The organism is Pseudomonas sp. WS 5503, assembly GCF_012985385.1.
Classification (GTDB): Bacteria; Pseudomonadota; Gammaproteobacteria; order Pseudomonadales; family Pseudomonadaceae; genus Aquipseudomonas; species Aquipseudomonas paracarnis.
The window spans coordinates 1-26,553 of the sequence record NZ_JAAQWI010000017.1 but is presented as its reverse complement, the minus strand read 5'-3'; the positions used below and the strand labels follow the sequence as shown (position 1 = coordinate 26,553).

Below are 26,553 nucleotides of genomic sequence, written 5' to 3'. Positions count from 1 at the left end.
CTTTCGACCCAACCTTAATTACTTTGAGGAGCCGCCCATGTCAGCCCAAGAAGACGTCCGTCCACCCCTGCCGCCGTTTACCCGCGATTCGGCCATCGAAAAAGTCCGCCTGGCGGAAGACGGCTGGAACTCCCGCGACCCACAACGCGTGTCTCTGGCCTACACCCTGGATACGAACTGGCGCAACCGCGCCGAATTTGCCCATAACCGCGAAGAAGCCAAGCAGTTCCTGAGCCGCAAATGGGCCAAGGAGCTGGATTATCGACTGATCAAGGAATTGTGGGCCTTCACCGATAACCGCATCGCCGTGCGCTATGCCTATGAATGGCACGATGATTCGGGTAACTGGTTTCGCTCGTACGGCAATGAGAACTGGGAGTTCGACGAGAACGGCTTGATGGCCAACCGCTTTGCCTGCATCAACGATATGCCGATCAAAGAGAGCGAGCGCAAGTTCCATTGGCCGCTGGGGCGGCGCCCGGATGACCATCCGGGCCTGTCAGAACTGGGGCTATAAACCCGATTCTGCAGACCGAATGAAATCCAATGTGGGAGCTGGCTTGCCTGCGAAAGCGGTCGTGCAGTAACAGATTCAGCGCCTGACACACCGCCTTCGCAGGCAAGCCAGCTCCCACACTTGGATCGCAGGGCATCAATTGGATCAACGTCTGCTGTCAGCGCCCTCCCGCACGTTTAGTCCTGATTCAGCCAGACCTACGGCAACGAAAGCTGGGAATTCGACGAGGACGGCTTGATGGCCAACCGCTTTGCCTGCATCAACGATATGCCGATCAAAGAGAGCGAACGCAAGTTCCATTGGCCGCTGGGGCGGCGCCCGGATGACCATCCAGGCCTGTCAGAGCTGGGGCTATAACCCCGACTCTGCAGACCGAATGAGATCCAATGTGGGAGCTGGCTTGCCTAAGAAAGCGGTGGTGCAGTAACAGATTCAGCGCCTGAAACACCGCCTTCGCAGGCAAGCCAGCTCCCACACTTGGATCGCAGGGCATCAATTGGATCAGCGTCTGCTGTCAGCCCCACGTACGTTTAGTCCTGATTCAGCCCAACCCGATACAACACGCCGTCATCCTCATCAGTCAGCACATACAGAAAGCCATCCGGTCCCTGCCGCACATCGCGAATTCGCGCTTTCAATTCGCCCAACAAGCGTTCTTCGTGGATCACCTTGTCCCCCTCGAACTGCAACCGAATCAGCTCTTGGCTGGCCAGCGCGCCGATAAACAGGTTGTGCTGCCATGCCTTGAATCGGTCGGCGTCGTAGAACGCCATGCCACTGATGCCCGGCGATTTCTCCCAGACATGATGGGGCGCCACTGTGCCCTCTGCCGTTTTGCCCTTGGCTTCCGGAATCGGCAGCAGGGAATAGTTGATGCCATGGGTTGCCAACGGCCAACCGTAGTTCTTGCCGCGCTCGATGATATTGACTTCGTCGCCGCCACGGGGCCCGTGTTCATGTTCCCAGATCGTGCCGCTCCAGGGGTTCAGGGCCAGCCCCTGAGGGTTACGCTGCCCGTAGGACCAGATCTCCGGACGCACGCCGGGTTGACCGACAAAGGGGTTGTCGTCCGGCACGCGCCCATCCGGGTAGATGCGCACCACTTTACCTTGCAGCTTGTCCAGGTCTTGGGCCGTGGGGCGGTCGTTGTTCTCCCCGAGAGTCACGAACAGGTAGCCATCACGGTCGAAGGCCAGGCGCGAGCCGAAGTGGTTGCCAGTAGACAGCTTGGGCTCCTGGCGCAGTATCACCTTGAAGTCTTCCAAGCCGCTCAAGTCGGCCGCCAAACGCCCGCGCCCTACGGCTGTACCGGCCTTGCCGCCCTCGCCACCGCCTTCGGCGTACGACAGGTACACCAGGCGGTCCTGCTTGAAGTCTGGCGACAGCACCACATCCAGCAACCCACCCTGCCCTTTGGCCCATACCTGCGGCACGCCCTTCAAAGGCGCAGACAGCTTGCCGTCCGGGCTGACAAAACGCAGGTGCCCAGGCAATTCTGTCACCAGGAAACCTTGCTGGTCGGGCAAAAACGCCAGCGCCCACGGATGGTCCAGGCCCTTGGCGACTGGCGTGGCGGTGATGCTGCCTTGCTCGCTGGGGAACTGTTGGCTATCGGCGGCATACGCCGCGCTCAACGGCAGTAACGCGCTGGCGCACAGGGCGGCTAGCAGGGTTTTACTTACAAACATAAGGCGAAATCCTTAGCGGCGATTGCCGTTGGCATCATAGGTGGGCGCTTTGGGTGCGGTGGCTGGTCGGCTGGGGGCCGCTTCCTGCTTGGGGTAGCGGTTGCCGATGCCGCCGTTTTCCAGCGTCGGCCGCGGGTTTGCCGGGACAGGCTGGATACTGCGAACCGCCGGTGCATTGGGCTGGGTGCCCTGCATGCTATTGGGGTTGGCCCGGTGAATAGGGCCGTAGTCGCTACGCCCTGGCAGATTTTGCGCCTGGGCCAATGGCGCAAGGGCCAGGCCCAGCGCCAATGCTGAAAGATGACGTACACAACGGTTCATGGCCAAACCTCTCTATGCCAAGTACTACGTGCTTTCGATAACACGCTACGCCGTGGGTTCGCGTTGTGACACTAAATAGTTTCTCATCAGGTGTAACACGATCTGTCCGAGCATCTATCCGCCGAAACTTTTGCCGTGCTCTGCGAGTCACCAGCACACAGGCTCTTCGTTGAGGAATAACACCTATGCCACGGGCAATCTGGAAAGGCGCCATCAGTTTCGGCTTGGTTCACATCCCGGTATCGCTGGTCTCGGCGACCTCTTCACAAGGCGTCGACTTCGACTGGCTGGACAAGCGCAGCATGGACCCGGTGGGCTATAAGCGCATCAACAAAACCACCGGCAAGGAAGTCACCAAAGACAATATCGTCAAGGGCGTGGCCTTTGAAAAAGGACGCTATGTGGTGCTCAGCGAAGACGAAATTCGCTCGGCACACCCCAAGTCCACCCAGACCATCGAAATCATCGCCTTCGTCGCCAGCGACCAGATCCCCCTGCAAAACATCGACACGCCTTACTTTCTCGCCCCGGATAAACGCGGCGGCAAGGTCTATGCACTGCTGCGCGAAGCGCTGAAAAAAACCGGCAAGGTCGCCCTGGCCAATGTGGTGCTGCACACCAAGCAGCATCTGGCTGCGTTGATGCCGCTGGAGTCGGCGCTGGTGCTGGTCATGCTGCGCTGGCCCGCCGAAGTGCGCAGCCTGGATGAGTTGGAATTGGGCAGCGATGTGACAAAGCCGACCCTGGCCAAAGGTGAATTGGACATGGCCAAGCGCCTGGTGGAAGACATGAGCGCCGATTGGCAGCCCGATGAATACCGTGACAGCTTCCAGGACAAGATCAGGGCGCTGGTGGCGAAGAAGGCCAAGGCCGGCAAGATCGAAGATGTGGAAACGGCCGAAGGCGGCGAAGAGCGAAAATCCGCGGATGTCATCGACCTGACGGAACTGCTCAAACGCAGCCTGGCGGGTAAACCTGCGGCGAAAAAGAGCGCCGCGAAAAAGTCCAATAACAAGGCCTCTTGAGCCTGCCATTGACGGGAGAACGACATGGCAAAGCCCCTGAGCGAGTACAACCGCAAGCGCGATTTCAAGATCACCGCCGAACCCGCAGGCAGCTCACCCGCCAGCAAACGTAACGCTTCGGCCCTGAGCTTTGTGATTCAAAAGCATGATGCGCGCAACCTGCATTACGACTTTCGCCTGGAACTGGATGGCGTGCTGTTGAGCTGGGCGGTGCCCAAGGGCCCAAGCCTGGACCCGAGCCAGAAACGCCTGGCGGTGCATGTTGAAGACCACCCACTGAGCTATGGCAGTTTCGAGGGCAGTATCCCCACCGGCCAATACGGTGCGGGGGATGTAATCGTGTGGGACCGAGGCATCTGGCAACCCCACGATGACCCGCGCAAAGCCTACGCGGCGGGTAAACTCAAATTCACCCTGGTGGGTGAAAAACTCTCCGGTGACTGGGCGCTGGTGCGTACCCGCCTCAAGGGCAGCGGTGACAAGGAGCAGTGGCTGTTGATCAAGGAAAACGATCAGCAGGCGCGCCCGGCCTCTGAGTTCGATATTGTCGAGGCCGAGCCCGCCAGCGTGCTCAGCGATGCGGTCGTGGGCAAGCCAAAAGCCAAGGCCAAGGCCAAACCCAAGGCCGCGCCAAAAGCCAAAGCGCCCAAGCGCAACGCTGCGCTGCCTGACGAGTTTGCCCCCCAACTGGCAACCTTGGTCGACCGCGCCCCCGAGGGTGATTGGCGCTACGAAATCAAGTTCGACGGCTACCGCATCATGGCGCGCATTCGCGACGGTGAAGTGCGCCTGTTCACCCGCAACGGCCACGACTGGACCGAGCGCCTGCCGCGTCAGTGCAAAGCCTTGCAAGCGCTCAAGCTCAAAGACAGTTGGCTGGATGGCGAAGTGGTCAGCCTCAATGGCGACGGGCTGCCGGATTTCCAGGCGCTGCAAAACGCATTCGATATCGGCCGCAGCCTGGACATCGTCTATTACCTGTTCGATGCACCCTTTTTGAATGGCCGCGACCAGCGCGAAGACCCGGTCGAGGAGCGTCGGGCTGCGCTTAAATCCGCACTGTCCGCCAGCCGAAGCAAACTGCTGCGCTTCTCCGAAGCCTTTGCCGCCAGCCAGCGCGATATTTTCGAGAGCGCCTGTGACCTGTCGCTCGAAGGCGTGATCGGCAAGCGCGCCGGCAGCCCCTACGTGTCGCGGCGCAGTGCCGACTGGATCAAGCTCAAATGCCGCCTGCGCCAGGAGTTCGTGATTGTCGGCTACACCCGCCCCCAAGGTTCGCGCAGCGGCTTTGGGGCGCTGCTGTTGGCGGTCAACGATGACACCGGCCTGGTATATGCCGGGCGCGTGGGCACGGGCTTTGATCAGGCGGCGCTGAAAACTATCTATGCCAAGCTCACGCCGCTCGAGCGCAAGGACTCGCCACTGCAAAAGCCATTGACCAGTGCCCAGGCCCGCGGCGTGCATTGGGTTGAGCCGAGCCTGGTAGGCGAAGTGCAATTTGCCGAATGGACCCGTGAAGGCGTGGTGCGCCAAGCCGCGTTTGTGAGCCTGCGCACCGACAAGCCAGCCTCGCAGATCATTCATGAACAGCCGCGCGCGGCCAAGTCGGTCAAGGCACCGCAGGCATCGAAAGCCGGTAAAGCGCAGGCAACGGTGAAGAACGTGAAAATCACTCACCCCGAGCGCATTATCGACAAGCACAGCGGCACGCAAAAACAGCAATTGGCACAGTTCTACACCGATATCAGCGAATGGATCCTGCCCTTTCTGCGCGCACGTGCCGTGTCCCTGCTGCGCGCGCCGGAAGGGATCGAAGGTGAGCAGTTCTTCCAGAAACACTCAGAGCGCATGGCAATACCCCACATCAAGCAATTGGACCCGGCGCTGGATCCAGGCCATGCGCGCCTGATGGAAATAGACAGCGTGGAAGCCCTGGTCGGCGCGGTGCAAATGGGTACGGTCGAGTTTCACACCTGGGGCGCTACCGCAGACAAGATTGAAACGCCCGACCTGTTCGTGCTCGATCTCGATCCGGACCCGGCCTTGCCCTGGAAAGCCATGCTGGAAGCGGCCCAACTGACTCTGTCGGTACTTGATGAGCTGGGCTTGCAGGCTTTCGTCAAAACCAGCGGCGGCAAGGGCCTGCACTTGATCGTGCCATTGGCCCGGCGCGATAACTGGGACACCGTCAAGGCATTCGCCAAAGCCATTGCCCAATTCATGACCCGCCAACTGCCCGAACGCTTTACCGCCACCAGTGGCCCCAAGAACCGCGTGGGCAAGATCTTTATCGATTACCTGCGTAACGCCCGCGGCGCCAGTACCGTGGCGGCGTATTCAGTGCGGGCACGCCCGGGCTTGCCAGTGTCGGTGCCGGTGAGTCGAGAGGAGTTGAAAGGATTGCGCGGCGCCCAACAGTGGACAGTGGCGAACCTGCACCAACGGTTGCAGGCCTTGAAGGACGACCCGTGGGTGGGGTATGCCAATCGGCAGAAGATCAGCAAAAAAATGTGGGACAAGTTGGGCGCGCAACCCCCTGGGTGATCCGCGCCCTGAGCCAGGTCAGATAAGAATGAAGATCAGCGCCAGACCGGCAAAGATCGCCCACTTTTCCAGGTAGTAGCGCGTGCGGTTGCGCTTTTTGAGCTCCTTGCCACGCAGGCGAATCTTGTACAGCCGGGTGAAGGCACGGTTGAGGCCGCCGGTCTTGTCACCCTCATCGTTGGGCGAACCTGCGGCCGCCATCACATTGCGGCTGAACCAGCGATTGAACGCAGCCGCCCAGCGGTACTTCATCGGCCGTTCGATATCACAGAACAGTATGATGCGGTTCTGTTGGGTGGTGTTTTCCGCGTAGTGAATGTAGGTCTCGTCGAACATCACCGGCTCGCCGTCGCGCCAGTAATAGCTTTCGCCGTCCACGTTGATGTAGCAGCCTGGATCGTTAGGCGTATCCAGCCCCAGGTGATAGCGGTACGAGCCCGCATACGGGTCGCGGTGACGCACCAGCTTGGAGCCCGGTGGCAGCTCGGCGAACATCGCGGCCTTGATCGAGCCGATGCTTTGCACCAGCTCGGTGGTGCGTGGGCACAGCTTCATCGCCGAGGGGTGACTGTCGCCGTACCACTTGAGGTAGAAACGCTTCCAGCCGGTCTTGAAAAACGAGTTGAACCCTACGTCGTTGTATTGCTCCGAGCGTTTGATCTCACCCGCCCGCATCAGATTCTGGCCTTCTTCGCGGATCTCTTCCCAGTGCTCCTGCAATGGGCTCAGGTCTGGAAAGTCGCTGGGCGAAAGGTAGGGACGGCTGGGCTGCTTGGAGAACAGGTACAGGAAACAGTTGATCGGCGCCAGGAACGTCGAGTGATCACTAAGCTGGCGACCCAGCTTGTGTCGCACCCGACCACGCAGGTGTACATACGCAATGGAAGCAACGTAGAGAGCAACAATGATGAGTTTCAAGGGATTCGTCACACGTCAGGGAGAGAACAGGCTGCTCCTGCGAGCCCACAACGGCCGAGGATGGATAGCAGCACCTGAAATCACAATTCACATACAGGTGACACGGCCGGCGGATAACCGCCTGCGTGCCACCATTGGCAGTTATTTAGCCACACTTTGTAACCAAAGGTTAACTAAGAATTGTGAAAAGCTGTCTATTGAGTGTGCTGAGGGTAGGAGCAGGCAGGCCCTTGAGCCTGCCTGTTTGAGGGCGTTTGAAGGGTTACAGCGGGGTGTCTTTATCCTCGCGGCGATCCCCTAATGCCGTATAGGGCACGGCCTGAGTGCGGCTGCGAACGAAGTAGCGGATCAGCGCAATCATCAGGCCCAGCAACAGGCCGCCGACCAGGCTCAATGCGATGACCAGCGGTTTTTTCGGCTTGATCGGCGACAAAGGCTCCTGGGCTCGACGGTCAATCGTCACCAGCTTGAGGTTGCTCATATCGATATTCAAACCACGCAACCTGGCGACTTCAGCGCGAAGCGGCTCGACGTCCTGCAAGAAGATGTCTTCATTGCCCCGCTTGCGCAGCACCTCAACCTCGCGGTTGCTTTCCAGCAGTTGCAGCTCTTTGCCGATCTCGGCAATGCGCGGGTTGGTGAAATCGTCGCTGGTACGCTGCTGCAATGCAGCGCGTTCGGCTTCCAGCGCCTCGGTCCCCATGAAATACAGCGGGATCTTCTGGTTGTTCACCTCGGTCCGCATGACCTGGCTCGAACCCGTGCGGGTGGAGTCGGCCATTGAGGACGGCGTTGTTGGTGTACGAATGCCCATGGACTTGGCAATGCTGATGGCTTCGGCCAACTCGGCGAGGCGGTTGGTGCGTTCCATCTTCATCTGCAGGCGCAGGGCGCTGAGTTCATCCTGCAGTTGGGCACGCTTGAGCCGGTCCGCTTCCAGGAGCTTGGCGATTTTCGATTCTTTATCGGTATCGTAGTTGGCGCGGGCGGCGTCGATCTTGCCCTTGAGCTCGCTCAAGCGGTTATTGACGATAACCTTCAGGTCGGCACCCACCTGCTGACGCTCGGCGGCAATGGCGTAGTCCACAAAACCGTTGAGGATCGCAACACCATCGACGTCGGTCGGGTATTGCAACTCCAGACGGATATAACTGCTCAACGAATCGGACTTCTTGGGGTCGGGCAAAATCAGATTGACGGAATTGCGGTTGAACGCCTCAAAGCTCTGCTCAAGGGTTTGCCCCGGCTTCTTGAACGCCTTGAACAACTCCTCATGATCCTTGAAGAACCCCAGGCGCGCATCATAGGAATCCAACTGCGCGCCCACCTTGAGCAGCGCATCGGCAGGCGGCAACTTATACACTTCCGAACGGTTCAAGGCGTCCAACTCGTTGATTGCAGCAGGCCGCAACACACTGCTGACTTCATAGGTCTTGGGTGCCAGGAAGGCATAACCTGCGCCTAATACCCCGGCCAGAAGCGTACACCCGACCACCAGCTTTTTTTGTCGCCAGATGGCGTGAAACAATTCAAATAAATCAATTTCATCAGACGCTGCGGAAGGCGGAAGCGGGGAAGTACGATTCAAAATAAGAACACCTTAAAATAATACTAAAAGGCCATCATTCTCAGAAGTCTGAATGACTTCAAAAATCAGGGACAACGCCCTGGATACGGCAGACCAATGGCGATGTGACCACTCAGTTCCCTGAAATATCCCACAAACTTAGGGATTATTTCGGTTTCATTTCGGTGAGTAAGCCAAATCACACAGCCATGTCAGACTGATCTGGTTGCAAGCGTAGTCAATACAACATGAAAAAGCTGTCAAATACCTGTCTTATAAAGAAAAAAATTTCGCCTACAGGTGGAACAGTGTCAGCCTCACTACAATTGAACATTTTTTTGAACAGCAATAAGGAGTTTGCATGTCACCCCTTTCCGCTTCGGACTTTCGCGCACTGCAAGGCACTTGGGAACAAACAGCCCTTGAAGACAGTGGCGTGCTCAACCCAGTGGATGCCCACAGCGCGCCGGGAGCAACGACGACAATTGCGGGGGATCGATTCGAAGTGACCACGGTCAGTGGCGAAATATTGCTGGCGGGTCGGTTCGAGCTGGACGCCAGTACCACGCCCAAAAGCATCACTTGGACAGACGCCATCGGCGAAGATGCAGGCAAGCAACTCCCCGCCAGTTACCGGCTCGACGGCGATGATTTCGTATTTATCGCAGCGGATGAGGGCATGCCCAGGCCCACTGTATTCAGCACTGGCCCAGGGCAAACCATGCGCACCTTCGTACGGCGCTCTTGATCAAATGTGGGAGCTGGCTTGCCTGCGATAGCGGTGGGTCAGTCAACTAATCTGTCACTGATACACCGCTATCGCAGGCAAGCCAGCTCCCACAGGTTGGAACGCGGGGCGTCAGGCAGATAGGCGGTGGCTGGCAGGCCGTTACGGGAGCAAGCTCCCTCGGCACAGGTGGACACATAAGACGTGATTATCCGATTTGATCACGGCATTTTCACAAGGCCTTCACTTTTCGACCTATAGGGTGAAGCCTACCTACTCCAGTGAATCCCTTGGCCCGCCTTCTCCTCGCGGGCCTTTTTTTGCGTGTGCAAACCTTGATCAGCCATCACGCCTGATCGCTGTCAGGGTAAAGCACAGGGGCAGTTGCGCGGCCTGATGCTCATATTGATCGTAGAGTTCTTCCCGGTTGGAATGCGGGTATTCCTGCAAATGAGCGATCTGCATCTGCGCTGCGATAGCCCCGCTGACGACACTGCCCAGGGTATGTACATACCAATAGGAGGTCGGCCCGGGCCGCTCATCCTTCCCTTCATAGATAATTGCCTCCTGCAGCACAAAGGGTTCACGCTGGAAGTAAGAACTGGCAGGCAGCATAGGGTTGGCCCCACGGGGGTCAAACATCTCAAGAAAGGGATGGGTTTCGTACATGACCAACGTACCGCCGGGCTTCAGCACACTGGCAACCTGGCGCATGAACAACGCCACATCCGGCATCCAGCCCAGCACGCCGATGGTCACCAGGGCAATATCGAACCGTGCCTGCAAACGCTCGGGCAAATGGTGGATATCGGTCTCAATGAACTCAGGGCTGTGTGGCGAGGCCTCGGCCAACTCCCGCGCCTGTTCAAGAAACGCCCGGGATTGATCAACCCCCACCACCGAACGGGCGCCCAAGCCATACAATGAAAGGCTTTCGCGCCCGTTGTTGCAGCACAATTGCACCACGTCCTTGCCCACCACGCCTACCTCTTGCAGCAAGGTGGTGATGGTCGGGTCCAGGCAGGAAAAATCAGGCTCGGCTACCGAGTCCAGCAGTGCCGCCCAGGTCGCGGTGTCTTTATGCAACCCGGCGGATTCGTCCCAGGCATTTCTATTGCTGGCGATCGCCTCTTGCGCTGAGGGCATGTCCATTGCTTCTCCAGAAATTCATTCCAGTGGGCTTCGGAAAGTAAATTAAATGCGCGCAGGAGGAAACCCTGGCCCACCGCGAAACTTATCGCCCAGCCCACCGGTCATTATCCCAACGCGCGCTCAGCCCCTGAACGCCGCTCTTGAAGGTCGCACCGTGGCCCGTCATTCAGACCTGCGCATCGCTTTATCCCTGGACAGCCTGAACTTCTTTCTTGCCGATGTGCGCGACGGTCTCGGACCGTACCTGGCGATCTATCTGTTGGCCGTCCATCAATGGGAGCCGGCCAGCATTGGCGTGGTCATGACCCTCGCAGGCATCGCTGCCTTGCTGACCCAGGGCCCCGCGGGTGCGCTGATCGACCGCACTCGCAGCAAACGCGCGGTGGTTGCCATTGCCGCGCTATTGGTGACGGGCAGTTGCCTGATGCTGCCCTTCGTCAGTTCATTTGGCTGGGTGGCGCTGACCCAAGCTGCCAGCGCCGTAGCTGCCTCTGTCTTTGCTCCGGCAATTTCCGCCATTTCGCTGGGGATCACCGGGCCGCGTGCCTTCACCCGGCGTACCGGGCGCAACGAGACTTTCAACCATGCCGGCAATGCCGTGGCCGCGCTGCTGGCCGGCGGGCTGGCCTACCTGTTCGGGCCGGTGGTGGTGTTCTACCTGATGGCGTTTATGGCCGTCGCCAGTGTCATTGCGGTAAGTTGCGTGCCGGCCGAGGCGATTGACCATGAGGTCGCCCGTGGTTTTGATCCGGCCCATCACACCGACCACGAACAGCCCTCGGGCCTGAAAGCATTGCTGGCCAACCAACCGCTGCTACTGTTTGCCATCTGCTGCGCACTGTTTCACCTGGCCAATGCCGCGATGCTGCCGCTGGTCAGCCAGAAACTGGCGCAGATCAATCTGCAGATGGCCACTCCGCTGACGTCAGCCTGCATTGTCGCCGCACAGTTGGTGATGGTGCCGATGGCCTGGCTGGTCGGGCTCAAGGCCGATATCTGGGGGCGCAAGCCGCTGTTGCTTGCAGGTTTCCTGATACTGCCGTTGCGTGGCGTGCTCTATACCTTATCCAGCGACCCCTACTGGCTGGTGGCCGTGCAGATGCTCGACGGTATCGGCGCCGGCATTTTCGGCGCCCTGTTCCCGGTGATCGTCAAAGACCTGACCCAAGGCACTGGCCGCTTCAACGTCAGCCTGGGCGCCCTCTCCACCGTATTCGGCCTGGGCGCGGCACTCAGTAACAGCCTGGCCGGTTTCGTGGTGCAGCAGGCTGGCTACAACGCGGCCTTCCTGACGTTGGCAGCGGTTGCAGCCGCTGCCTTGATGCTGTTGTGGCTGGCTATGCCTGAGACATTGGCAAAACCATCCTTCGCTCGCCATACAACTGTCGCCTGACATATGCGACAATGCGCGCCAAATTCCAACACACATCCCCAATTTTGTGTTCAGCGACCGGGTTTCGCGCCTTGATGTCGCTGTTGACGCATGCCTGAAGGCACCTGCCGTCACGCTCGCAACCCATTGATAGGTAAAGTAATTGATCTCCACAGCTAACATCACCATGCAGTTCGGCGCCAAGCCGCTCTTCGAGAACGTCTCGGTCAAGTTCGGCGCCGGCAACCGCTATGGTCTGATCGGTGCCAACGGTTGCGGCAAGTCGACCTTCATGAAAATCCTCGGTGGCGACCTCGACCCGTCCGGCGGCCAGGTCATGCTGGAGCCGAATGTGCGCTTGGGTAAACTGCGCCAGGACCAGTTCGCCTACGAAGAATTCACCGTGCTCGACACCGTGATCATGGGCCACGAGGAGCTGTGGAAGGTCAAGGCCGAACGCGACCGCATCTACTCGCTGCCGGAAATGAGCGAAGAAGACGGCATGGCCGTGGCCGAGCTGGAAACCGAGTTCGCCGAGATGGACGGCTACACCGCCGAATCCCGCGCCGGCGAGCTGCTGCTGGGCCTGGGTATTCCCCTGGAACAGCATTTCGGCCCGATGAGCGAAGTGTCCCCCGGCTGGAAGCTGCGCGTACTGCTGGCCCAGGCGCTGTTCTCCGACCCGGAAGTGCTGTTGCTCGACGAACCGACCAACCACTTGGACATCAACACTATCCGCTGGCTGGAAAACATCCTGACCCAGCGCTCCAGCCTGATGATCATCATCTCTCACGACCGTCACTTCCTGAACAGCGTGTGCACCCACATGGCTGACCTGGACTACGGCGAGCTGCGCCTGTTCCCGGGCAACTACGACGAGTACATGACCGTGGCGACCCAGTCCCGCGAGCAATTGCTGTCGGACAACGCCAAGAAGAAAGCGCAGATTTCCGAACTGCAATCCTTCGTCAGCCGCTTCTCGGCCAACGCCTCGAAAGCCAAGCAGGCGACCTCCCGTGCCAAGGCGATCGACAAGATCCAGCTGGCCGAAGTCAAGCCATCGAGCCGTGTGAGCCCGTTCATCCGTTTCGAGCAGAACAAAAAGCTGCACCGCCAGGCGGTCATGGTCGAAAAAATGGCCAAAGGTTTCGACGGCAAGCCGTTGTTCAAGGACTTCAGCTTCCAGGTTGAAGCGGGCGAGCGCGTGGCGATCATCGGCCCCAACGGTATCGGCAAGACCACCCTGCTGCGCACCCTGGTCAACGAACTGACCCCGGACGCCGGCAGCATCAAGTGGACCGACGCCGCCGAACTGGGCTACTACGCCCAGGACCACGCCCACGACTTCGAAGACGACGTGAGCCTGTTCGACTGGATGGGCCAGTGGACCCAAGGCGAGCAAATGATTCGCGGCACCCTGGGCCGCATGTTGTTCTCCAACGACGAAATCCAGAAGTCGGTCAAAGTGATCTCCGGTGGTGAACAAGGTCGCATGCTGTTCGGCAAGCTGATCCTGCAAAAGCCCAACGTGCTGATCATGGACGAACCGACCAACCACTTGGACATGGAATCCATCGAGGCGCTGAACCTGGCGCTGGAGAACTACCCGGGCACGCTGATCTTCGTCAGCCACGACCGCGAGTTCGTATCGTCCCTGGCCACCCGCATCATCGAGTTGAGCCCAAGCGGCGTGATCGACTTCAGCGGCACCTATGACGACTACCTGCGTAGCCAGGGTGTGGTGTTCTAAGAACAGCACTTAGCTGCAAGCAAAAGCCCTGTCCCTGTGACAGGGCTTTTTTGCATACGCTCTACTACTGTAGGAGCGAGCTTGCTCGCGAAAAACCTGAGGACGCCGCGCAGAATCAGGCAACCCGCGTTATCGTTGACGTTCTTCGCGAGCAAGCTCGCTCCTACAGTAATGCGGGATATGCCATGATGCTTTACCGCCCGCCAGCGATTGAGTATTCATGCCTGCCGCCCCCTCCTCCCTGTCGATCACCCTGCAGATCGTTTCCATCGTTTTCTACACCTTCATTGCCTTTATCTGCATCGGCCTGCCGATAGCGGTGATTCCAGGCTATGTGCACGAGCAACTGGGTTTCAGCGCCGTGGTGGCCGGGGTGACCATCGGTTCGCAGTACCTTGCCACACTGCTCAGCCGTCCGATGGCCGGGCGGATGTCGGATAACGTCGGTACCAAACGCGCGATCGTGCTAGGCCTGGCCGGCATTCTGATCAGCGGTGTACTGACCTTTATCGCCACGCTGCTGGAAAGTCTGCCGAGCTTGAGCCTGGGTATTCTGATCGCCGGTCGCCTGTTACTCGGCGTGGCCCAGGGCCTGATTGGCGTGGGGACCATCAGTTGGTGCATGGGCGCGGTGGGCGCCGAGCACACCGCACGCTCGATTTCCTGGAATGGCATCGCCTCCTACGGCGCGATTGCGATTGGTGCGCCACTTGGCGTGGTGATGGTGGCTGATTACGGCTACACCAGCCTCGGTCTTGCCCTGGCGGTGTTGGCGTCGTTGGGACTGGTGCTGATCCGCAATAAACCGTCGGTGCCGGTGGTACGTGGCGAGCGGCTGCCGTTCTGGGCGGTGTTCGGGCGTATCGCACCGTTCGGCGCCAGCCTGTGCCTGGCTTCGATTGGCTACGGCACGTTGACGACCTTTATCACCCTGTATTACCTGAATCGTGGCTGGGCCGGTGCGGCGTATTGCCTGACGGTATTTGGTGTGTGCTTTATTCTCTCGCGCCTGGTGTTTATCTCAGCCATCAGCCGGTTTGGCGGGTTCACCGCCGCCATCGCCTGCATGATCATCGAAACCCTGGGCCTGACGCTGCTGTGGCTGGCACCGTCTACCAGCGTGGCCTTGATCGGCGCAGGGTTGACCGGTTTTGGTTTGTCGCTGGTTTACCCGGCGCTCGGCGTGGAAGCTATCAAGCAAGTGCCGGACAGCAGCCGCGGCGCGGGGCTGAGTGCGTATGCGGTATTTTTCGACCTGGCCCTGGCGATTGCCGGGCCGTTGATGGGCGCCGTGGCGTTGAATCTTGGCTACGGCTGGATATTCTTCTGCGCCGCGTTGCTGTCGGTCAGCGCGCTCGCGCTGACCGTACTGCTCAGACGCCGCGCCTACTGATCAGCCGTCTGCAGGCCGGCACGCGTTGCCTCACCGAGGGTGCGACTGAAAAAGCGCCCGGCCTCGGAGACCATATCGCGGTGAATCCCTTCGCGGTCGACACCATCGGCATCGGTGCAGATGCCTGGCATTGTCGCTAGCTGATCACTGTCGCACGGGGCCATGAATACAAAGTGCCCTGCCCCGGCCAACAGCTTGAAGTCCGGCGGCTCTGGCAGTTTGCGCGCCAGGGCGGCGGCGTTTTTGTCCACCGCCACCAACTGGTCGCCATCGCCACTGTAGAGCAGCACTGGCACATGCACGTCCGCCAGGGTATGGCGACCAAACATCAAGCTCAGCGGCGCCATCAGCATCAACGCATGGATGCGCGGGTCAGCCTGGGGTTGCAAGTCGTCGCGATCAACCACCAACTCGCCCTTGGTGGTGCACGCGTCGCGGTCTTCGGGGCGTTCCTGGCAGTAGCGACGCAGGCGCTCGAAATCAGGCTTGGCGCCCGCCAGGATCAATGCCGTTTCGCCACCGGCGGAATAACCAATGACGCCGATCTGATCGACATCGACAAAGGGCGACAGCATCGGATCGGCCAGGGTGGCGGTGATCGCCTGGGATATCTGGATCGGCCGGCCATACAGATTACTCACGGTGCCCAGGCGGCTGTGGTCCTTATAGTTGTCGCCGGGATGCAGGACCGCCACCACTACGAATCCCTTACGCACCAGTGACGTAGCCAGATCGTGCAGGGCCAGGGGCGTGCCGGTGTTGCCGTGGGACAGCATCAGCATCGGAAAACGGCCGATAGCAACCTTGGCATCTTCACTGGCCGCGACCTGATAGGCGCCCAGCGGCGTGGTGCGTTCGGTATCGGTGGAAGGGTAAAACGCGATGGCCTTCATCGGCTGCGAATCCAGCGGGTCGAGCACACTCATGCGATGAAACCCCACACTCCAATGGGGGTGCGGTGCCGGCGCGGCGTGCACTGAAACCAGGCCGCCCAACAGCGAAAGTACCAAAACAGCACAAAGACGCATCATGGGGACGTCCACCTTTGCTGCACAAGAACCGGCCTGTCGAATAAAAAGTCCAGGGTATCGCAGGGATGTGTGCATAACCTGGGCCACAACGAAAAAACTCCGTACTCCGCTCGCGTTCAGGCGATCAGAATACAGAGTTTAGGCGCTCGGTTTCAGAATGAAACCGAGGACAGGGCAAATTTACATAAGCCTTACGCAGCGGCGAACAGTTGCTCGTTGATGCGCACGTTGGCGTCGCTCATGGCTTTGCTGCGCACTTCATCACCGTAGGCCAGGCCTTCAGCGCGAACAATCTCAATGTCGGTGATGCCCAGGAAGCCGAACAGCAGCTTCAAGTAGCCTTCGTGGGCAGCGCCCGAGGCTTGGTCGGCATGCAGGCCGCCGGCGGTGGAGACAATAATGACTTTTTTGTTGCCGCACAGGCCTTCAGGGCCGGCTTCGGAGTAACGGAAGGTCTGGCCGGCCACTGCGATGCGGTCGATCCAGGCTTTCAATTGGGTTGGGATGGTGAAGTTGTACATCGGCGCACCGACTACCACCGCATCGGCGGCGAGAAACTCAGCCAGCGACGATGCACTCAATTCAGCCTCGTGCTTTTGCGCCGCATCGCGCAGTTCGGCAGCAGTGCCCAATGCGCCCAGGGTCGCGCCGGAGAAATGGTTGATGCCTTCGCTGGCGAGGTCGCGGTAGGTCACTTCCACACCCGGCTGCGCGGCTTGCCATGCCTTGACCACACCGGCGCTGAGCTGACGGGAGGCCGAGTTGTCGCCGAGGATGCTGGAATCGATGTGCAACAGTTTCATGATGGATCTCCGAGGTGGGATCGACAGTGGCGATCAGATGGTGGTGATGCTACGCATGAAACCAATGATCGATAAGCCAGCTGAAATGCGATAGTTTGTCCCACTGACAGGACAATAGGCCCACCATGCAAGACCTCAACGACCTCTACTATTTCGCCAAAGTCGTCGAAGCCGGCGGTTTTGCTGCGGCTGGCCGGCTACTTGGCATTCCCAAATCCAGGCTTTCACGGCGCATTGCCGAACTGGAAGACCGCCTGGGTGCACGCTTGCTGCAACGCACCACCCGGCAACTGACGCTCACCGCCGTCGGCGAACGCTACCTGCGCCACTGCCAGGCCATGCTGCTTGAAGCGGAAATGGCCGACGAGGCCGTGGCCAGCATGTCCAGCGAACCACGGGGGCGCTTGCGGGTCAGTTGCCCGGTGGGGCTGGCCCAGCAAATTCTGCCGGAGCTGGTAGCCGGTTTTCTGGCCGCACACCCGTTGGTGCAGTTGGATATGACCCTGGTGAATCGCCGCGTCGACCTGGTGGCCGAAGGCATTGATGTAGCGCTGCGCGTACGCGAACTGGGCGACGAAGACCCGTTGCTGGTCACCAAACGCCTGCGCCAGGCGCATACCGTGCTGGTGGCCAGCCCCGTTTTCATGCGTGAGCGGCGGGTCGAAACCCTGGAAGACCTCAAGCAGTTGCCAATCCTTGGCGCACTCGAGGCGGACCGAATGGTGCACCAACGCATCATCGACCCCCAGGGCAACATGCACGAGCTAGTGATGGAGGCGCGCCTGGGCATCGAAGACTTTATCGTGCGCAAGGCCAGCGCAATGATGGGTGTGGGCTTTACGGTGCTGCCAATGATGTACTGCGAAGAAGAACTGGCCAGCGGCCGGCTGGTGCAATTGCTACCGGAGTGGTCATTGCCAGGCGGCTGGCTGCAGGCGGTCTACCCGCACCGGCGCGGCGTGCTGCCGGCCATCCGGGCCTGGATCGACTATCTGGAAGAAGGCTTCAAAGGCTGTGGAGATCGGCTGCTATGAGCATGACGGAAGAACAAGTCGCACGTTTTTGCCTGAGCCTGCCAGGCGCACGGGAAGACTATAAATGGGGTGGCGTGCGGGTGTTCTCGATTGCTGGCAACAAGATGTTCGCCTTGCAGAACCTGCGCGGTGAGTCGCTGGCCTTCAAGGTCGACAAAGAACTGTTCCTGGGTCACGTCGACCGCCCGGGCATTCACCCGGCGCCTTACCTGGCGAGGGCGCAGTGGGTCATCATGAACACGCCCTACCCTTTGGGCGCAGAGGAACTGCGCGGCCTGTTGCAGCGCTCCCACCAGTTGGTGGTGAGCAAGCTGCCCAAGCGCACGCAGATTGGCTTGCGGCTAGAGGATTGACAGCAAGGTGCCGCCGAGGAACAGCTGGTCCAGCCAGAACACCTGGTGCAACAGCACAATCACCCAGAACAACACCTGGTAAGACACCTTGCGCGTCTTGTGCCGGAACACCTGTTGGGCGATCAAAGCCCCCGGCCAACCGCCCGCCAGTTCCACCGCATGCAGGATGTTTTCCGGGGTGCGCCAGCCTTCGGTCTGCGCCTTGCGCTTATCGCTCCAGTACAAGAAGAACGCCACCACGCTGACCACGCCGTAGGCCATCAACGGGATCACCGTTTCGCCGCGATACCACAGCAACGCCGAGCCCAGCAGCGGCGCGGCACACAGCAGTACAAAGATCAGCGCCTTCAGGCGTGGGTGCTGGATAGTCATGGCTTGACCGCAGTCCAGTCGATCCAGCCGAACTGCCAGGTCGCCAGGATCACCAGGCCGAACGCAATCCGGTACCAGGCAAACGCCGCGTAGCTGTGGCTGGCGATGAACTTGAGCAGGGCCTTGACCGCAATCATGGCGAAGATGAACGAGGTGACAAAGCCAATAGCGAACACCGGCAGGTCCGCGGGCTGGAACAGGTCACGGTATTTATAGCCCGAGTACACCGCCGCACCGACCATGGTCGGCATCGCCAGGAAGAACGAGAACTCGGTAGCTGTCTTGCGCGACAGGCCGAACAACAGGCCGCCGATGATCGTTGCACCGGAGCGCGAGGTGCCCGGGATCATCGCCAGACACTGGGCCAGGCCGACCTTGAGGGCGTCTTTCCAGGTGATGTCGTCGACGGTTTCAGCCCGCACTGCATGTTGGCGGCGCTCGGCCCACAACATGATCACGCCACCCACTACCAGGGCAGTCGCTACAGTGATCGGGTTAAACAGGTAGTGCTTGATCAGGTCGGCAAAAATCACCCCCAGTACCACCGCCGGTAGCACGGCGATGATCAGGTTGACGGTAAAGCGTCGGGCTTGGGGCTGGGTCGGCAGGCCGATGACCACGTCAAAGATCTTGCGCCGAAACTCCCAGACTACCGCCAGGATCGCGCCCAACTGGATGATGATATTGAAGGCTTCGAAACGCTCGCCGCCAAAATTGATCAGGTCGGCGACGATGATCTGGTGGCCAGTGCTGGAGATCGGCAAGAACTCCGTAAGCCCCTCGACGATGCCGAGAATCAATGCCTGTATGGCGGTCCAAAAATCCATGTTGTCTCCAAAGGTCATGCGCGCGGCATGCCTCTTAGTCTTTTTTAAGTTCACTGACGACGAGCGCACACAAGCGCCCGCGGTTGATTCTCAACGCCGGTCTGCAAAAATTCCGTGAAAAATCAGGCAGTACTCAGGTTTTTCGATTCCGGGCCGAAAGCCTATCAGACACGCCGGAAATCTCGAAGCAGCACCACAATTATAAAGAGCAGGGAGTGACAGGACGATGAACAGTTTGCGCAGCATGTCGATCAGCCGCCGCCTTTGGCTGATCCTGATAGTCGCCGTGTTGATGCTGCTGGCCTTGGGGCTGTTGATGCTCAACCAGATCCACGGCGACCTCTACCAGGCCAAGCGCCAGCAGACCCAGCACGTGGTACAGACCGCCAGTGGCGTACTCAGCTATTACCAGAACCTGGAGAAAACCGGCGTACTGACCCGTGACGCCGCGCAACAACAGGCCCTGAGCGCGGTGCGCGGCCTGCGTTATGACCACGATGATTACTTCTGGATCAACGACCTCACCCCCGTGATGATCATGCACGCGGCCAACCCCAAGCTCGACGGCCAGAACCTCTCGGCGATTCGCGACCCGGACGGTTTCGCCGTGTTCAACGAATTCGTGAGCCTGGCCAAGGCCAAGGGCGCCGGCATCGTCAACTACCGCTGGCCGAAACCCGGCGCCGAAGCGCCGGTAGAGAAAACCTCGTACATCCAACTGTTCGAACCCTGGGGCTGGATTATCGGCTCCGGCGTCTACGTCGACGATGTACAGGCTGAATTCAGGGGCCAGGTGTGGAAAGCCTCGGCCATTGGCCTGGGCATTGCGTTGATGATGGCCGTGCTGGTGGTGTTGATCGCTCGCAGCATCGTGCAGCCGTTGCAGGCGGCGGTGAATGCCATGGGCAATATCGCCAGCGGCGAAAGCGACCTGACCCACAGCCTCGACACCCACGGTCGTGACGAACTGACCGCACTGGCCCAGCACTTCAATAGTTTCACCGCCAAGCTGCGCCAGGTTGTCGGCCAGTTGCAGGTGTGCGCGAACGCCCTCGGCCAGTCGTCCACCGAGCTGGGCCACAACGCCAGCCAGGCCCATGACCGCAGCCAGCAGCAATCGCAGCAGATGGAACTGGTGGCCACCGCCATCAATGAAGTCACCTACGGCGTGCAGGACGTAGCGAAGAATGCCGAACACGCCGCCAGCGAAATGCGCGATGCCCAGGCCCAGGCACAACAAGGCCAGGTCAACATCGACGGCAGCTTGCAGCAGATCGACCAGCTCTCCACCACCATCAGCCAGGCTGTGGAGGTGATCCGCACACTCTCCAGCGAAAGCACGCAGATCGGCGGGGTACTGGAGGTGATCCGCTCCATCGCCGACCAGACCAACCTGCTCGCCCTCAACGCCGCCATCGAAGCCGCCCGCGCCGGGGAGCAAGGCCGTGGGTTTGCGGTGGTTGCCGATGAGGTGCGACTGCTGGCCCAGCGCACGCAGAAATCCACCGCCGAGATCCAGGTAATGATCGAGCGCCTGCAAGGTCACTCGGAAGCGGCGGTCAAGGTCATCAGCGACAGCCACAGCGCCTCGCAACTGACCATCGAGCAAGCCGGCCAGGCCGGTGCAAGCCTCACCGCCATCGGCCAGGCACTGCACAACCTCAACGGCCTGAACGCCTCGATTGCCAGCGCCACCCTGCAGCAGGCCCATGTGGTGGAAGACATCAACCAGAACGTCACCCAAGCGGCCGGGCTGTCCCACAGCACGGCGCTGGCGGCGGAGCAATCGAGCGTGGCGAGTGCGCAGTTGCGTGGTTTGAGTGAGCAGCTTGATGGGTTGCTGCGCCAATTCCGAATCTAGCGCTGATTGGCCTTTTGTAGGAGCGAGCTTGCTCGCGAAAAACCCATAGGCACCGCGGTTATTCAGACAATACGCGGTAACCTTGACGATCTTCGCGAGCAAGCTCGCTCCTACAAAGGGCAATGACGCATTGCTGTGTTTGATGATCGGTGAGCTCTGGGTACAATCACCGCCCTCTCCCACTCTCCCAAGGATCCACCATGTCCGGGCTTGAACTGTTCGCCGCCGCCCTGGGGGTGATCGCTGTCTGGCTGACGGTCAAACAAAACCCCTGGTGCTGGCCCATCGGCCTGGTGATGGTGTTGCTCTACACCTGGGTGTTTTTCGAGGTCAAGCTCTACTCGGACATGCTGCTGCAAGTGGTCTACGCGGCGCTGCAAGTTTACGGTTGGTGGCAGTGGACCCGCGCTGGCGAGGTCAAGCAAGGCCGCCAGGTCACCAGCCTGAAAGCGCCGGCAATCATGGCCAGCCTGGCTGTGGGCGCCGTCGGCAGTCTGCTGCTGGGCGCCGCCATGGCCCACTGGACTGACGCCGCCCAGCCCTGGCTCGACGCCGCCCTCACCGGCTTCAGCCTGGTCGCGCAGATGTGGATGGCGCAAAAACGCGTGCAGTGCTGGCCGTTGTGGATTGTGGTGGATGTGATCTTCGTCGGTCTGTTCCTCTACAAAGGCCTCTATCTCACGGCTGCACTCTATGCATTGTTTACCGTGATTGCCGTGCAAGGCTGGCGCGAATGGCGCGCCGACCCGGCGTTACGCGCATGAAAGTGGTGGTATTGGCGGGCCCCGAATCCAGCGGCAAGAGCTGGCTGGCGGCGCAGTTGCACGCGCGCTTCGGCGGGTTGATGGTGGGGGAATATGTGCGGCACTTCATCGATCAGCATCAGCGCGACACCACCCTGGCGGATATCCCGGCCATTGCCCAGGGCCAGTTGGCCTGGGAGGACGCCGCCCGCGCCAAACGCCCCGCCTTGCTGATCCTCGACACCCACCTGCTGACCAACAAGCTCTGGAGCCAGACGCTGTTCGGCGACTATCCCGGCTGGCTTGATGACGAACTTCTGGCGCGGCATTACGACCTGCACCTGCTGCTCTCACCCGAGGATGTGGAATGGAGTGCCGACGGCCAGCGCTGCCAGCCGGAACTGGCGGATCGCCGGGCGTTTTTTCAGGCCAGCCTGGAGTGGATGCAGGAGCATCGACAGCCGCTGGTGGTGATTGGCGGGGATTGGGAGCAGCGCCGCCAGGCGGCATTTACCGCCGTCAAGCAGTTGCTCGCCTTCCCCCTGTAGGAGCGAGCTTGCTCGCGAAAAACCGGAGTGCGCCGCTGTGAATCAGGCACCCCGCGTTATCGTTAACGATCTTCGCGAGCAAGCTCGCTCCTACACCAACGGTGTGAAGCCTTAGTAACCCAACGACAACCCCGTATTGCGTCGCGGGTCATTGGCCCCATAGAAGCGGTTGTTACCCACCGGCTTGCCATCCAGAGCAGGTGCACCGACCAGGATCGCCGCCAAATGGTTGGCATCTTGCGGACCAGCAAACTTATGGCCCCAGCTCTCGAGAATCTTCTGGGTATCCGGGCTCACGGCAAACGTCTCAAGGTTGGTGGTCTCAGGCATCCACTGCTGGTGGAAGCGCGGCGCGTCCACGGCTTCCTGGATATTCATCTTGTAGTCGATGACATTCAGGATGGTCAGCAAGGTGGCAGTGATGATGCGACTGCCCCCCGGTGTACCGACGACCATCACCGCCTTGCCGTCCTTGGTGACGATGGTCGGGCTCATCGACGACAGCGGCGCCTTGCCCGGTGCGATGGCGTTGGCTTCGCCCTGCACCAGCCCGTACATGTTCGGCACGCCGACCTTGACGGTGAAGTCGTCCATTTCATCGTTGAGAATCACCCCGGTCTTGCTCGCCATCACCCCGGCGCCAAACCAGTCGTTGAGGGTATAGGTCACCGAGACCGCGTTGCCCCATTTGTCGACGATGGAATAGTGGGTGGTGTTATTGCCTTCATGGGGCGATACACCCGGTTTGATTGCCTGGGAATCACCGGCCTTTTGCGGTTCGATCGCCGCACGTAGCTTGGCCGCGTAGTTCTTGTCCAGCAGATGCTCGATGGGGTTCTTCACGAAGTCCGGGTCACCGAGATAGCTGTTGCGGTCCACGTAGGCGTGGCGCATCGCTTCGATCTGGTAGTGCAGGCCCTGTGCCGAGTGATAGCCCAGGTCGGCCATTGGGTAGCCTTCGAGGATGTTCATGATCTGGCAGATCACCACACCGCCGGAGCTGGGTGGCGGCGCCGAGACCACATGGTAGCCACGGTAGTCGCACTCGATGGGGGCCAGTTCGCGGGTTTTGTAGGCGTCGAGGTCGGCCTGGGTGATGATGCCTTTGCCGGCCTGGCTGGAATCCACTACCGCCTTGGCGACCCAGCCTTTATAGAAACCGTCGGTGCCCTTGGCCGAGATTTCCTTGAGGGTCTTGGCCAGGTCCTTCTGCACCAGCTTCTGGCCTACCTGCATCGGCTCGCCGTTATGCAGGAAGATGCCACGCATATCCTGGTCTTTTTCGAACTCACCGGTGGCGGTGTGCAACAGGTCGATATCGCCCTGCTCCAGCGCAAAGCCGTTTTCCGCCAGCTTGATCGCCGGGGCAATCACTTGGGCGCGCTTGAGGGTGCCGTATTTGCTCAGGGCCAGCTCCATGCCGGACACCGTGCCCGGTACGCCGACCGCCAAATGGCCTTTGGCGCTGAGGCCCTCGACCACATTGCCGGCCTTGTCGAGGTACATATCGGCCGTCGCCGCCAACGGGGCTTTTTCGCGGAAGTCGAGGAAGGTCTTGCGCCCGTCCGCCAGTTGCACCGTCATGAAACCGCCACCGCCCAGGTTGCCCGCCGCCGGGTACACCACCGCCAGTGCGTAACCCACTGCCACCGCCGCATCGACCGCGTTGCCGCCGGCCTTGAGCACATCGACCCCCACATGGGTTGCCAGGTGCTGGGCCGTGACCACCATGCCATTTTCACCCGCAACCGGGGCTTGGGAAGCTGCATGCACCCCGTTGATCGTTAATACCAGCGCGGTAGCAATCAAGGTGTGACTCAAGGGTTGGTATTTCATCCATGGCTACTCTGATTATTGAGATGCACCAAAATAGCCCCTCGCTGATTCAATCCCCAGCGCAATGGCGTTTTTATTACAGAACTTGTCGGTCATGGAACGCACACCGCTGTGCAAGGCGGCAATCAGCTCTGGCCTATAAAATTAATGGCGCTAGAATCGGCGCCATTCTTTCGCAGCCGCCCTGATACGAGCCTGTCCATGAGCTTTGATTTCGACACGATCCACCCACGCTTCGATACCGGCAGTACCAAGTGGAGCCGTTACCCGCAAGATGTTCTGCCGATGTGGATCGCCGACATGGACATCGCCGCGCCGCCCGCCATTTTGCGCGCCCTGCACGCGCGCCTGGACCAGCAGATTCTCGGCTACAGCGTGGCCGGCCCGGACGTGCGCGACGCCATCGTCGCTGACCTGTGGGCCAAGTACGCCTGGCGCGTGCAGCCCGAAGAACTGCTATTCCTGCCTGGCGTCGAGCCTGGCTTCAATATGGCCCTGCACGCATTCGTCCAGCCCGGCCAGGCGGTGGTGCTGCAAACCCCCAACTATCGGCCGATTCGCCTGGCGCCGGGCAACTGGAATCTGCCACGCATCGAAATGCCGTTCGAGTTGATCAACGGCGAATACGTCACGCCTATGCCTGCGATGCGCCAGGCATTGAGCGGTGCCGGTGCGTTGCTGCTGAGTAATCCGCACAACCCCATCGGCAAGGTATTTCCCCGGGAGGAACTGACGGCGGTAGCCAATGCCTGCGTGGAAGCTGGCGCGCTGATCATCAGCGACGAGATCCACGCCGAGCTGTGCTTCGACGGCCGTCGCCACATCCCCACCGCCAGCCTCAGCCCCGAGATTGCCCAGCGCACCATCACCCTGATGTCGGCGAGCAAGGCTTATAACGTGGCCGGCTTGAAGACCTGCTTTGCGGTGGTCCAGAACGCGGCAGTGCGCGAGCGTTTCAATAACGCGCGCTGCGGCATGGTCGACAGCGTCAGCCCCCTGGGCCTGGAAGCCACCCGAGCCGCCTACAGCCAATGCGGCGACTGGCTCGCTGCGCTGTTGCAGTACCTGCAGGCCAACCGTGACTACCTGCTCGATGCAGTAAAGACCCGCTTGCCTGGTGTGGTGATGCATGCACCACAGGGCACCTTCCTGGCGTGGCTCGATTGCAGCGCTCTTGGCCTGGATGACCCGCAGCAGTTTTTCCTTGAGCAGGCCAAGGTCGGCCTGAGCGCGGGGATCGAATTCGGTGATGACAGCCAACAGTTCGTGCGCCTGAATTTCGGTTGCCCACGGGCGATGCTGGAGGAAGGTATACAGCGCATGGAACGAGCCTTGCGCCAGCGCTAACCTCCCGGTGGAGCATTCGTGGGAGGGCAGGCAATCCCCTCCCACATTATTCATTCACAACTTGGCGATAGACACTTCAGTCGATTTCACGAAGGCAATCACTTCACTGCCCACCTTCAATTCCAGATCACGCACCGAACGTGTGGTAATCACCGACGTCACAATGCCAGACGCGGTTTGTACGTCGATTTCCGACACCACTTCCCCCAATAGAATCTCCTTGATCACGCCTTTGAACTGGTTGCGCACGTTGATCGCTTTGATGGTCATGTCGGCTTTCCTTTTGGCTGGTGGGTCAATCCGCACGAATGCGCAGGCCCTCAAATTGCGCCTCGATAGAAAAGATTAAAAGGAATAAATATTTATTTATCTATTCCATAAAGACATATGAAGTAAATATTCTTCGTCCCCCATCTGCCCGGCGCCCAACGTTCGGCAGCGACTTATAACCGCACATCTTGTGCGTTGACCAACCTTGTTACACACCATATAGTGTGCCCACAAACAAAACAGACCACTACATAGTGTGCAGAATCGGTATTTACCGACCACACTCAGCGCAGTATTTCAATGCCTGGTAGCCTGCAAATCGCACATTTTTTGGACGGGTTGAACACCGTCAGAACGGATCAGAAGGGAGTATTTCAATGCTGAGTTGGGATGAAGTCGACAACGAAGACACCGGTGCAGCGGTGATCAAAGGCGCCAACGCCGGCCACGCCACCGAAGCCAACATGGACCGCCTCGACGGTGCCGGCGCCGCCGCCGCCGTGGAAGCCCGCGCCGTCACCGCCAACGACTCCGCCGCCATCGTGCGCGCCAAG

The 26,553-nt window shown here is 60.0% G+C and carries 24 protein-coding genes and 2 pseudogenes; 15 read left to right on the top strand and 11 right to left on the bottom strand.

The window, feature by feature from the left end; translation table 11 throughout:
- The first annotated feature begins 37 nt into the window (after window positions 1-37).
- Window positions 38-517: a nuclear transport factor 2 family protein gene (locus tag HBO10_RS30200; RefSeq protein WP_034127356.1), complete on the top strand. Its 480-nt coding sequence runs from the start codon at window positions 38-40 to the stop codon at window positions 515-517.
- 192 nt (window positions 518-709) lie between these two features.
- Window positions 710-874, top strand: a pseudogene (locus tag HBO10_RS30195) (DUF1348 family protein); the annotation flags it as partial.
- A 173-nt stretch (window positions 875-1,047) separates the two neighbouring features.
- Here the strand turns inward: HBO10_RS30195 and HBO10_RS30190 are convergent.
- On the bottom strand, window positions 1,048-2,205 hold the full coding sequence (locus HBO10_RS30190) for a PQQ-dependent sugar dehydrogenase (protein WP_034127355.1): 1,158 nt from the start codon (window positions 2,203-2,205) through the stop codon (window positions 1,048-1,050).
- A gap of 12 nt (window positions 2,206-2,217) precedes the next feature.
- Window positions 2,218-2,526, bottom strand: coding sequence for a hypothetical protein (locus tag HBO10_RS30185; protein ID WP_034127354.1), 309 nt, complete (start codon window positions 2,524-2,526; stop codon window positions 2,218-2,220).
- Between the two features lie 185 nt (window positions 2,527-2,711).
- On the opposite strand from HBO10_RS30185, the gene HBO10_RS30180 reads away from it, so the two are divergent.
- Window positions 2,712-3,551, top strand: coding sequence for a Ku protein (locus tag HBO10_RS30180; RefSeq protein ID WP_034127353.1), 840 nt, complete (start codon window positions 2,712-2,714; stop codon window positions 3,549-3,551).
- A 24-nt stretch (window positions 3,552-3,575) separates the two neighbouring features.
- Complete coding sequence (ligD, locus tag HBO10_RS30175; RefSeq protein WP_034127352.1) at window positions 3,576-6,095, top strand: DNA ligase D; 2,520 nt, start codon at window positions 3,576-3,578, stop codon at window positions 6,093-6,095.
- Window positions 6,096-6,113: 18 nt separating this feature from the next.
- Here ligD and lpxO read toward each other — a convergent pair whose 3' ends face one another.
- Together lpxO and HBO10_RS30165 are read right to left on the bottom strand one after the other, a co-directional pair.
- On the bottom strand, window positions 6,114-7,013 hold the full coding sequence (gene lpxO, locus HBO10_RS30170; RefSeq protein ID WP_014718362.1) for a lipid A hydroxylase LpxO: 900 nt from the start codon (window positions 7,011-7,013) through the stop codon (window positions 6,114-6,116).
- Between the two features lie 262 nt (window positions 7,014-7,275).
- Entirely contained in the window at window positions 7,276-8,601 is a 1,326-nt protein-coding gene (locus HBO10_RS30165; protein ID WP_003191065.1) for a Wzz/FepE/Etk N-terminal domain-containing protein, read from the bottom strand.
- A gap of 340 nt (window positions 8,602-8,941) precedes the next feature.
- On the opposite strand from HBO10_RS30165, the gene HBO10_RS30160 reads away from it, so the two are divergent.
- On the top strand, window positions 8,942-9,328 hold the full coding sequence (locus tag HBO10_RS30160) for a TIGR03067 domain-containing protein (RefSeq protein ID WP_034127350.1): 387 nt from the start codon (window positions 8,942-8,944) through the stop codon (window positions 9,326-9,328).
- Between the two features lie 318 nt (window positions 9,329-9,646).
- Here HBO10_RS30160 and HBO10_RS30155 read toward each other — a convergent pair whose 3' ends face one another.
- Window positions 9,647-10,459: a class I SAM-dependent methyltransferase gene (locus HBO10_RS30155; protein ID WP_034127349.1), complete on the bottom strand. Its 813-nt coding sequence runs from the start codon at window positions 10,457-10,459 to the stop codon at window positions 9,647-9,649.
- A gap of 154 nt (window positions 10,460-10,613) precedes the next feature.
- On the opposite strand from HBO10_RS30155, the gene HBO10_RS30150 reads away from it, so the two are divergent.
- The 3 genes from HBO10_RS30150 to HBO10_RS30140 all read left to right on the top strand — a co-directional run bounded on the left by HBO10_RS30150 (window position 10,614) and on the right by HBO10_RS30140 (window position 14,974).
- Window positions 10,614-11,852 carry an MFS transporter gene (locus HBO10_RS30150; RefSeq protein WP_034127348.1) on the top strand — a complete coding sequence of 413 codons (1,239 nt, stop codon included), beginning with the start codon at window positions 10,614-10,616 and terminating at the stop codon, window positions 11,850-11,852.
- Between the two features lie 142 nt (window positions 11,853-11,994).
- Window positions 11,995-13,581 (top strand): ABC-F family ATPase, encoded by a 1,587-nt coding sequence (locus HBO10_RS30145; protein WP_003191057.1) that lies wholly within the window; start codon window positions 11,995-11,997, stop codon window positions 13,579-13,581.
- A 220-nt stretch (window positions 13,582-13,801) separates the two neighbouring features.
- On the top strand, window positions 13,802-14,974 hold the full coding sequence (locus HBO10_RS30140) for an MFS transporter (RefSeq protein WP_034127347.1): 1,173 nt from the start codon (window positions 13,802-13,804) through the stop codon (window positions 14,972-14,974).
- Here the strand turns inward: HBO10_RS30140 and HBO10_RS30135 are convergent.
- A complete protein-coding gene (locus tag HBO10_RS30135; RefSeq protein ID WP_034127346.1) occupies window positions 14,968-16,005 on the bottom strand; it encodes a dienelactone hydrolase in 1,038 nt (345 codons plus the stop codon). The two genes, HBO10_RS30140 and HBO10_RS30135, sit on opposite strands and share 7 nt — an antisense overlap.
- 191 nt (window positions 16,006-16,196) lie before the next feature.
- Entirely contained in the window at window positions 16,197-16,808 is a 612-nt protein-coding gene (locus HBO10_RS30130) for an FMN-dependent NADH-azoreductase (protein ID WP_034127345.1), read from the bottom strand.
- Window positions 16,809-16,933: 125 nt separating this feature from the next.
- Between HBO10_RS30130 and HBO10_RS30125 the strand changes: the two genes are divergently transcribed.
- Window positions 16,934-17,842 carry a LysR substrate-binding domain-containing protein gene (locus tag HBO10_RS30125; protein ID WP_034127344.1) on the top strand — a complete coding sequence of 303 codons (909 nt, stop codon included), beginning with the start codon at window positions 16,934-16,936 and terminating at the stop codon, window positions 17,840-17,842.
- On the top strand, window positions 17,839-18,195 hold the full coding sequence (locus HBO10_RS30120) for an MmcQ/YjbR family DNA-binding protein (protein WP_034127343.1): 357 nt from the start codon (window positions 17,839-17,841) through the stop codon (window positions 18,193-18,195). Before HBO10_RS30125 ends, HBO10_RS30120 begins: the two co-directional genes overlap by 4 nt.
- Here the strand turns inward: HBO10_RS30120 and HBO10_RS30115 are convergent.
- Both HBO10_RS30115 and HBO10_RS30110 read right to left on the bottom strand, forming a co-directional pair.
- Complete coding sequence (locus tag HBO10_RS30115; RefSeq protein ID WP_034127342.1) at window positions 18,184-18,567, bottom strand: DUF1294 domain-containing protein; 384 nt, start codon at window positions 18,565-18,567, stop codon at window positions 18,184-18,186. The two genes, HBO10_RS30120 and HBO10_RS30115, sit on opposite strands and share 12 nt — an antisense overlap.
- Window positions 18,564-19,394 carry an undecaprenyl-diphosphate phosphatase gene (locus HBO10_RS30110; RefSeq protein ID WP_034127341.1) on the bottom strand — a complete coding sequence of 277 codons (831 nt, stop codon included), beginning with the start codon at window positions 19,392-19,394 and terminating at the stop codon, window positions 18,564-18,566. The genes HBO10_RS30115 and HBO10_RS30110 overlap by 4 nt, the downstream gene beginning before the upstream one ends.
- Window positions 19,395-19,620: 226 nt before the next feature.
- Between HBO10_RS30110 and HBO10_RS30105 the strand changes: the two genes are divergently transcribed.
- The 3 genes from HBO10_RS30105 to HBO10_RS30095 all read left to right on the top strand — a co-directional run bounded on the left by HBO10_RS30105 (window position 19,621) and on the right by HBO10_RS30095 (window position 22,546).
- The gene (locus HBO10_RS30105) at window positions 19,621-21,255 is read left to right on the top strand and encodes a methyl-accepting chemotaxis protein (RefSeq protein ID WP_034127340.1); all 1,635 of its coding nucleotides are present in this window, start codon (window positions 19,621-19,623) and stop codon (window positions 21,253-21,255) included.
- 200 nt (window positions 21,256-21,455) lie between these two features.
- A complete protein-coding gene (gene pnuC / locus HBO10_RS30100; protein ID WP_034127339.1) occupies window positions 21,456-22,019 on the top strand; it encodes a nicotinamide riboside transporter PnuC in 564 nt (187 codons plus the stop codon).
- Window positions 22,016-22,546: an AAA family ATPase gene (locus tag HBO10_RS30095; RefSeq protein ID WP_034127338.1), complete on the top strand. Its 531-nt coding sequence runs from the start codon at window positions 22,016-22,018 to the stop codon at window positions 22,544-22,546. The genes pnuC and HBO10_RS30095 overlap by 4 nt, the downstream gene beginning before the upstream one ends.
- A gap of 111 nt (window positions 22,547-22,657) precedes the next feature.
- Here HBO10_RS30095 and ggt read toward each other — a convergent pair whose 3' ends face one another.
- Entirely contained in the window at window positions 22,658-24,382 is a 1,725-nt protein-coding gene (gene ggt, locus HBO10_RS30090; protein ID WP_034127337.1) for a gamma-glutamyltransferase, read from the bottom strand.
- 201 nt (window positions 24,383-24,583) lie between these two features.
- Between ggt and HBO10_RS30085 the strand changes: the two genes are divergently transcribed.
- Window positions 24,584-25,729, top strand: coding sequence for a PatB family C-S lyase (locus tag HBO10_RS30085; protein ID WP_034127336.1), 1,146 nt, complete (start codon window positions 24,584-24,586; stop codon window positions 25,727-25,729).
- Between the two features lie 54 nt (window positions 25,730-25,783).
- On the opposite strand, the gene HBO10_RS30080 is transcribed toward HBO10_RS30085, so the two are convergent.
- Window positions 25,784-25,999 (bottom strand): TOBE domain-containing protein, encoded by a 216-nt coding sequence (locus HBO10_RS30080; protein ID WP_003173733.1) that lies wholly within the window; start codon window positions 25,997-25,999, stop codon window positions 25,784-25,786.
- A 377-nt stretch (window positions 26,000-26,376) separates the two neighbouring features.
- Between HBO10_RS30080 and HBO10_RS30075 the strand changes: the two are divergent.
- Window positions 26,377-26,553: pseudogene (locus HBO10_RS30075) on the top strand (ribonucleotide-diphosphate reductase subunit beta); the annotation flags it as partial.

Coding starts and splice junctions, on each gene's coding strand:
- HBO10_RS30200 (WP_034127356.1), top strand. CDS start 38: ATGTCAGCCCAAGAAGACGTCCGTCCACCCCTGCCGCCGTTTACCCGC.
- HBO10_RS30190 (WP_034127355.1), bottom strand. CDS start 2,205: ATGTTTGTAAGTAAAACCCTGCTAGCCGCCCTGTGCGCCAGCGCGTTA.
- HBO10_RS30185 (WP_034127354.1), bottom strand. CDS start 2,526: ATGAACCGTTGTGTACGTCATCTTTCAGCATTGGCGCTGGGCCTGGCC.
- HBO10_RS30180 (WP_034127353.1), top strand. CDS start 2,712: ATGCCACGGGCAATCTGGAAAGGCGCCATCAGTTTCGGCTTGGTTCAC.
- ligD (WP_034127352.1), top strand. CDS start 3,576: ATGGCAAAGCCCCTGAGCGAGTACAACCGCAAGCGCGATTTCAAGATC.
- HBO10_RS30160 (WP_034127350.1), top strand. CDS start 8,942: ATGTCACCCCTTTCCGCTTCGGACTTTCGCGCACTGCAAGGCACTTGG.
- HBO10_RS30155 (WP_034127349.1), bottom strand. CDS start 10,459: ATGGACATGCCCTCAGCGCAAGAGGCGATCGCCAGCAATAGAAATGCC.
- HBO10_RS30140 (WP_034127347.1), top strand. CDS start 13,802: ATGCCTGCCGCCCCCTCCTCCCTGTCGATCACCCTGCAGATCGTTTCC.
- HBO10_RS30135 (WP_034127346.1), bottom strand. CDS start 16,005: ATGATGCGTCTTTGTGCTGTTTTGGTACTTTCGCTGTTGGGCGGCCTG.
- HBO10_RS30130 (WP_034127345.1), bottom strand. CDS start 16,808: ATGAAACTGTTGCACATCGATTCCAGCATCCTCGGCGACAACTCGGCC.
- HBO10_RS30125 (WP_034127344.1), top strand. CDS start 16,934: ATGCAAGACCTCAACGACCTCTACTATTTCGCCAAAGTCGTCGAAGCC.
- HBO10_RS30120 (WP_034127343.1), top strand. CDS start 17,839: ATGAGCATGACGGAAGAACAAGTCGCACGTTTTTGCCTGAGCCTGCCA.
- HBO10_RS30115 (WP_034127342.1), bottom strand. CDS start 18,567: ATGACTATCCAGCACCCACGCCTGAAGGCGCTGATCTTTGTACTGCTG.
- HBO10_RS30110 (WP_034127341.1), bottom strand. CDS start 19,394: ATGGATTTTTGGACCGCCATACAGGCATTGATTCTCGGCATCGTCGAG.
- HBO10_RS30105 (WP_034127340.1), top strand. CDS start 19,621: ATGAACAGTTTGCGCAGCATGTCGATCAGCCGCCGCCTTTGGCTGATC.
- pnuC (WP_034127339.1), top strand. CDS start 21,456: ATGTCCGGGCTTGAACTGTTCGCCGCCGCCCTGGGGGTGATCGCTGTC.
- HBO10_RS30095 (WP_034127338.1), top strand. CDS start 22,016: ATGAAAGTGGTGGTATTGGCGGGCCCCGAATCCAGCGGCAAGAGCTGG.
- ggt (WP_034127337.1), bottom strand. CDS start 24,382: ATGAAATACCAACCCTTGAGTCACACCTTGATTGCTACCGCGCTGGTA.
- HBO10_RS30085 (WP_034127336.1), top strand. CDS start 24,584: ATGAGCTTTGATTTCGACACGATCCACCCACGCTTCGATACCGGCAGT.
- HBO10_RS30080 (WP_003173733.1), bottom strand. CDS start 25,999: ATGACCATCAAAGCGATCAACGTGCGCAACCAGTTCAAAGGCGTGATC.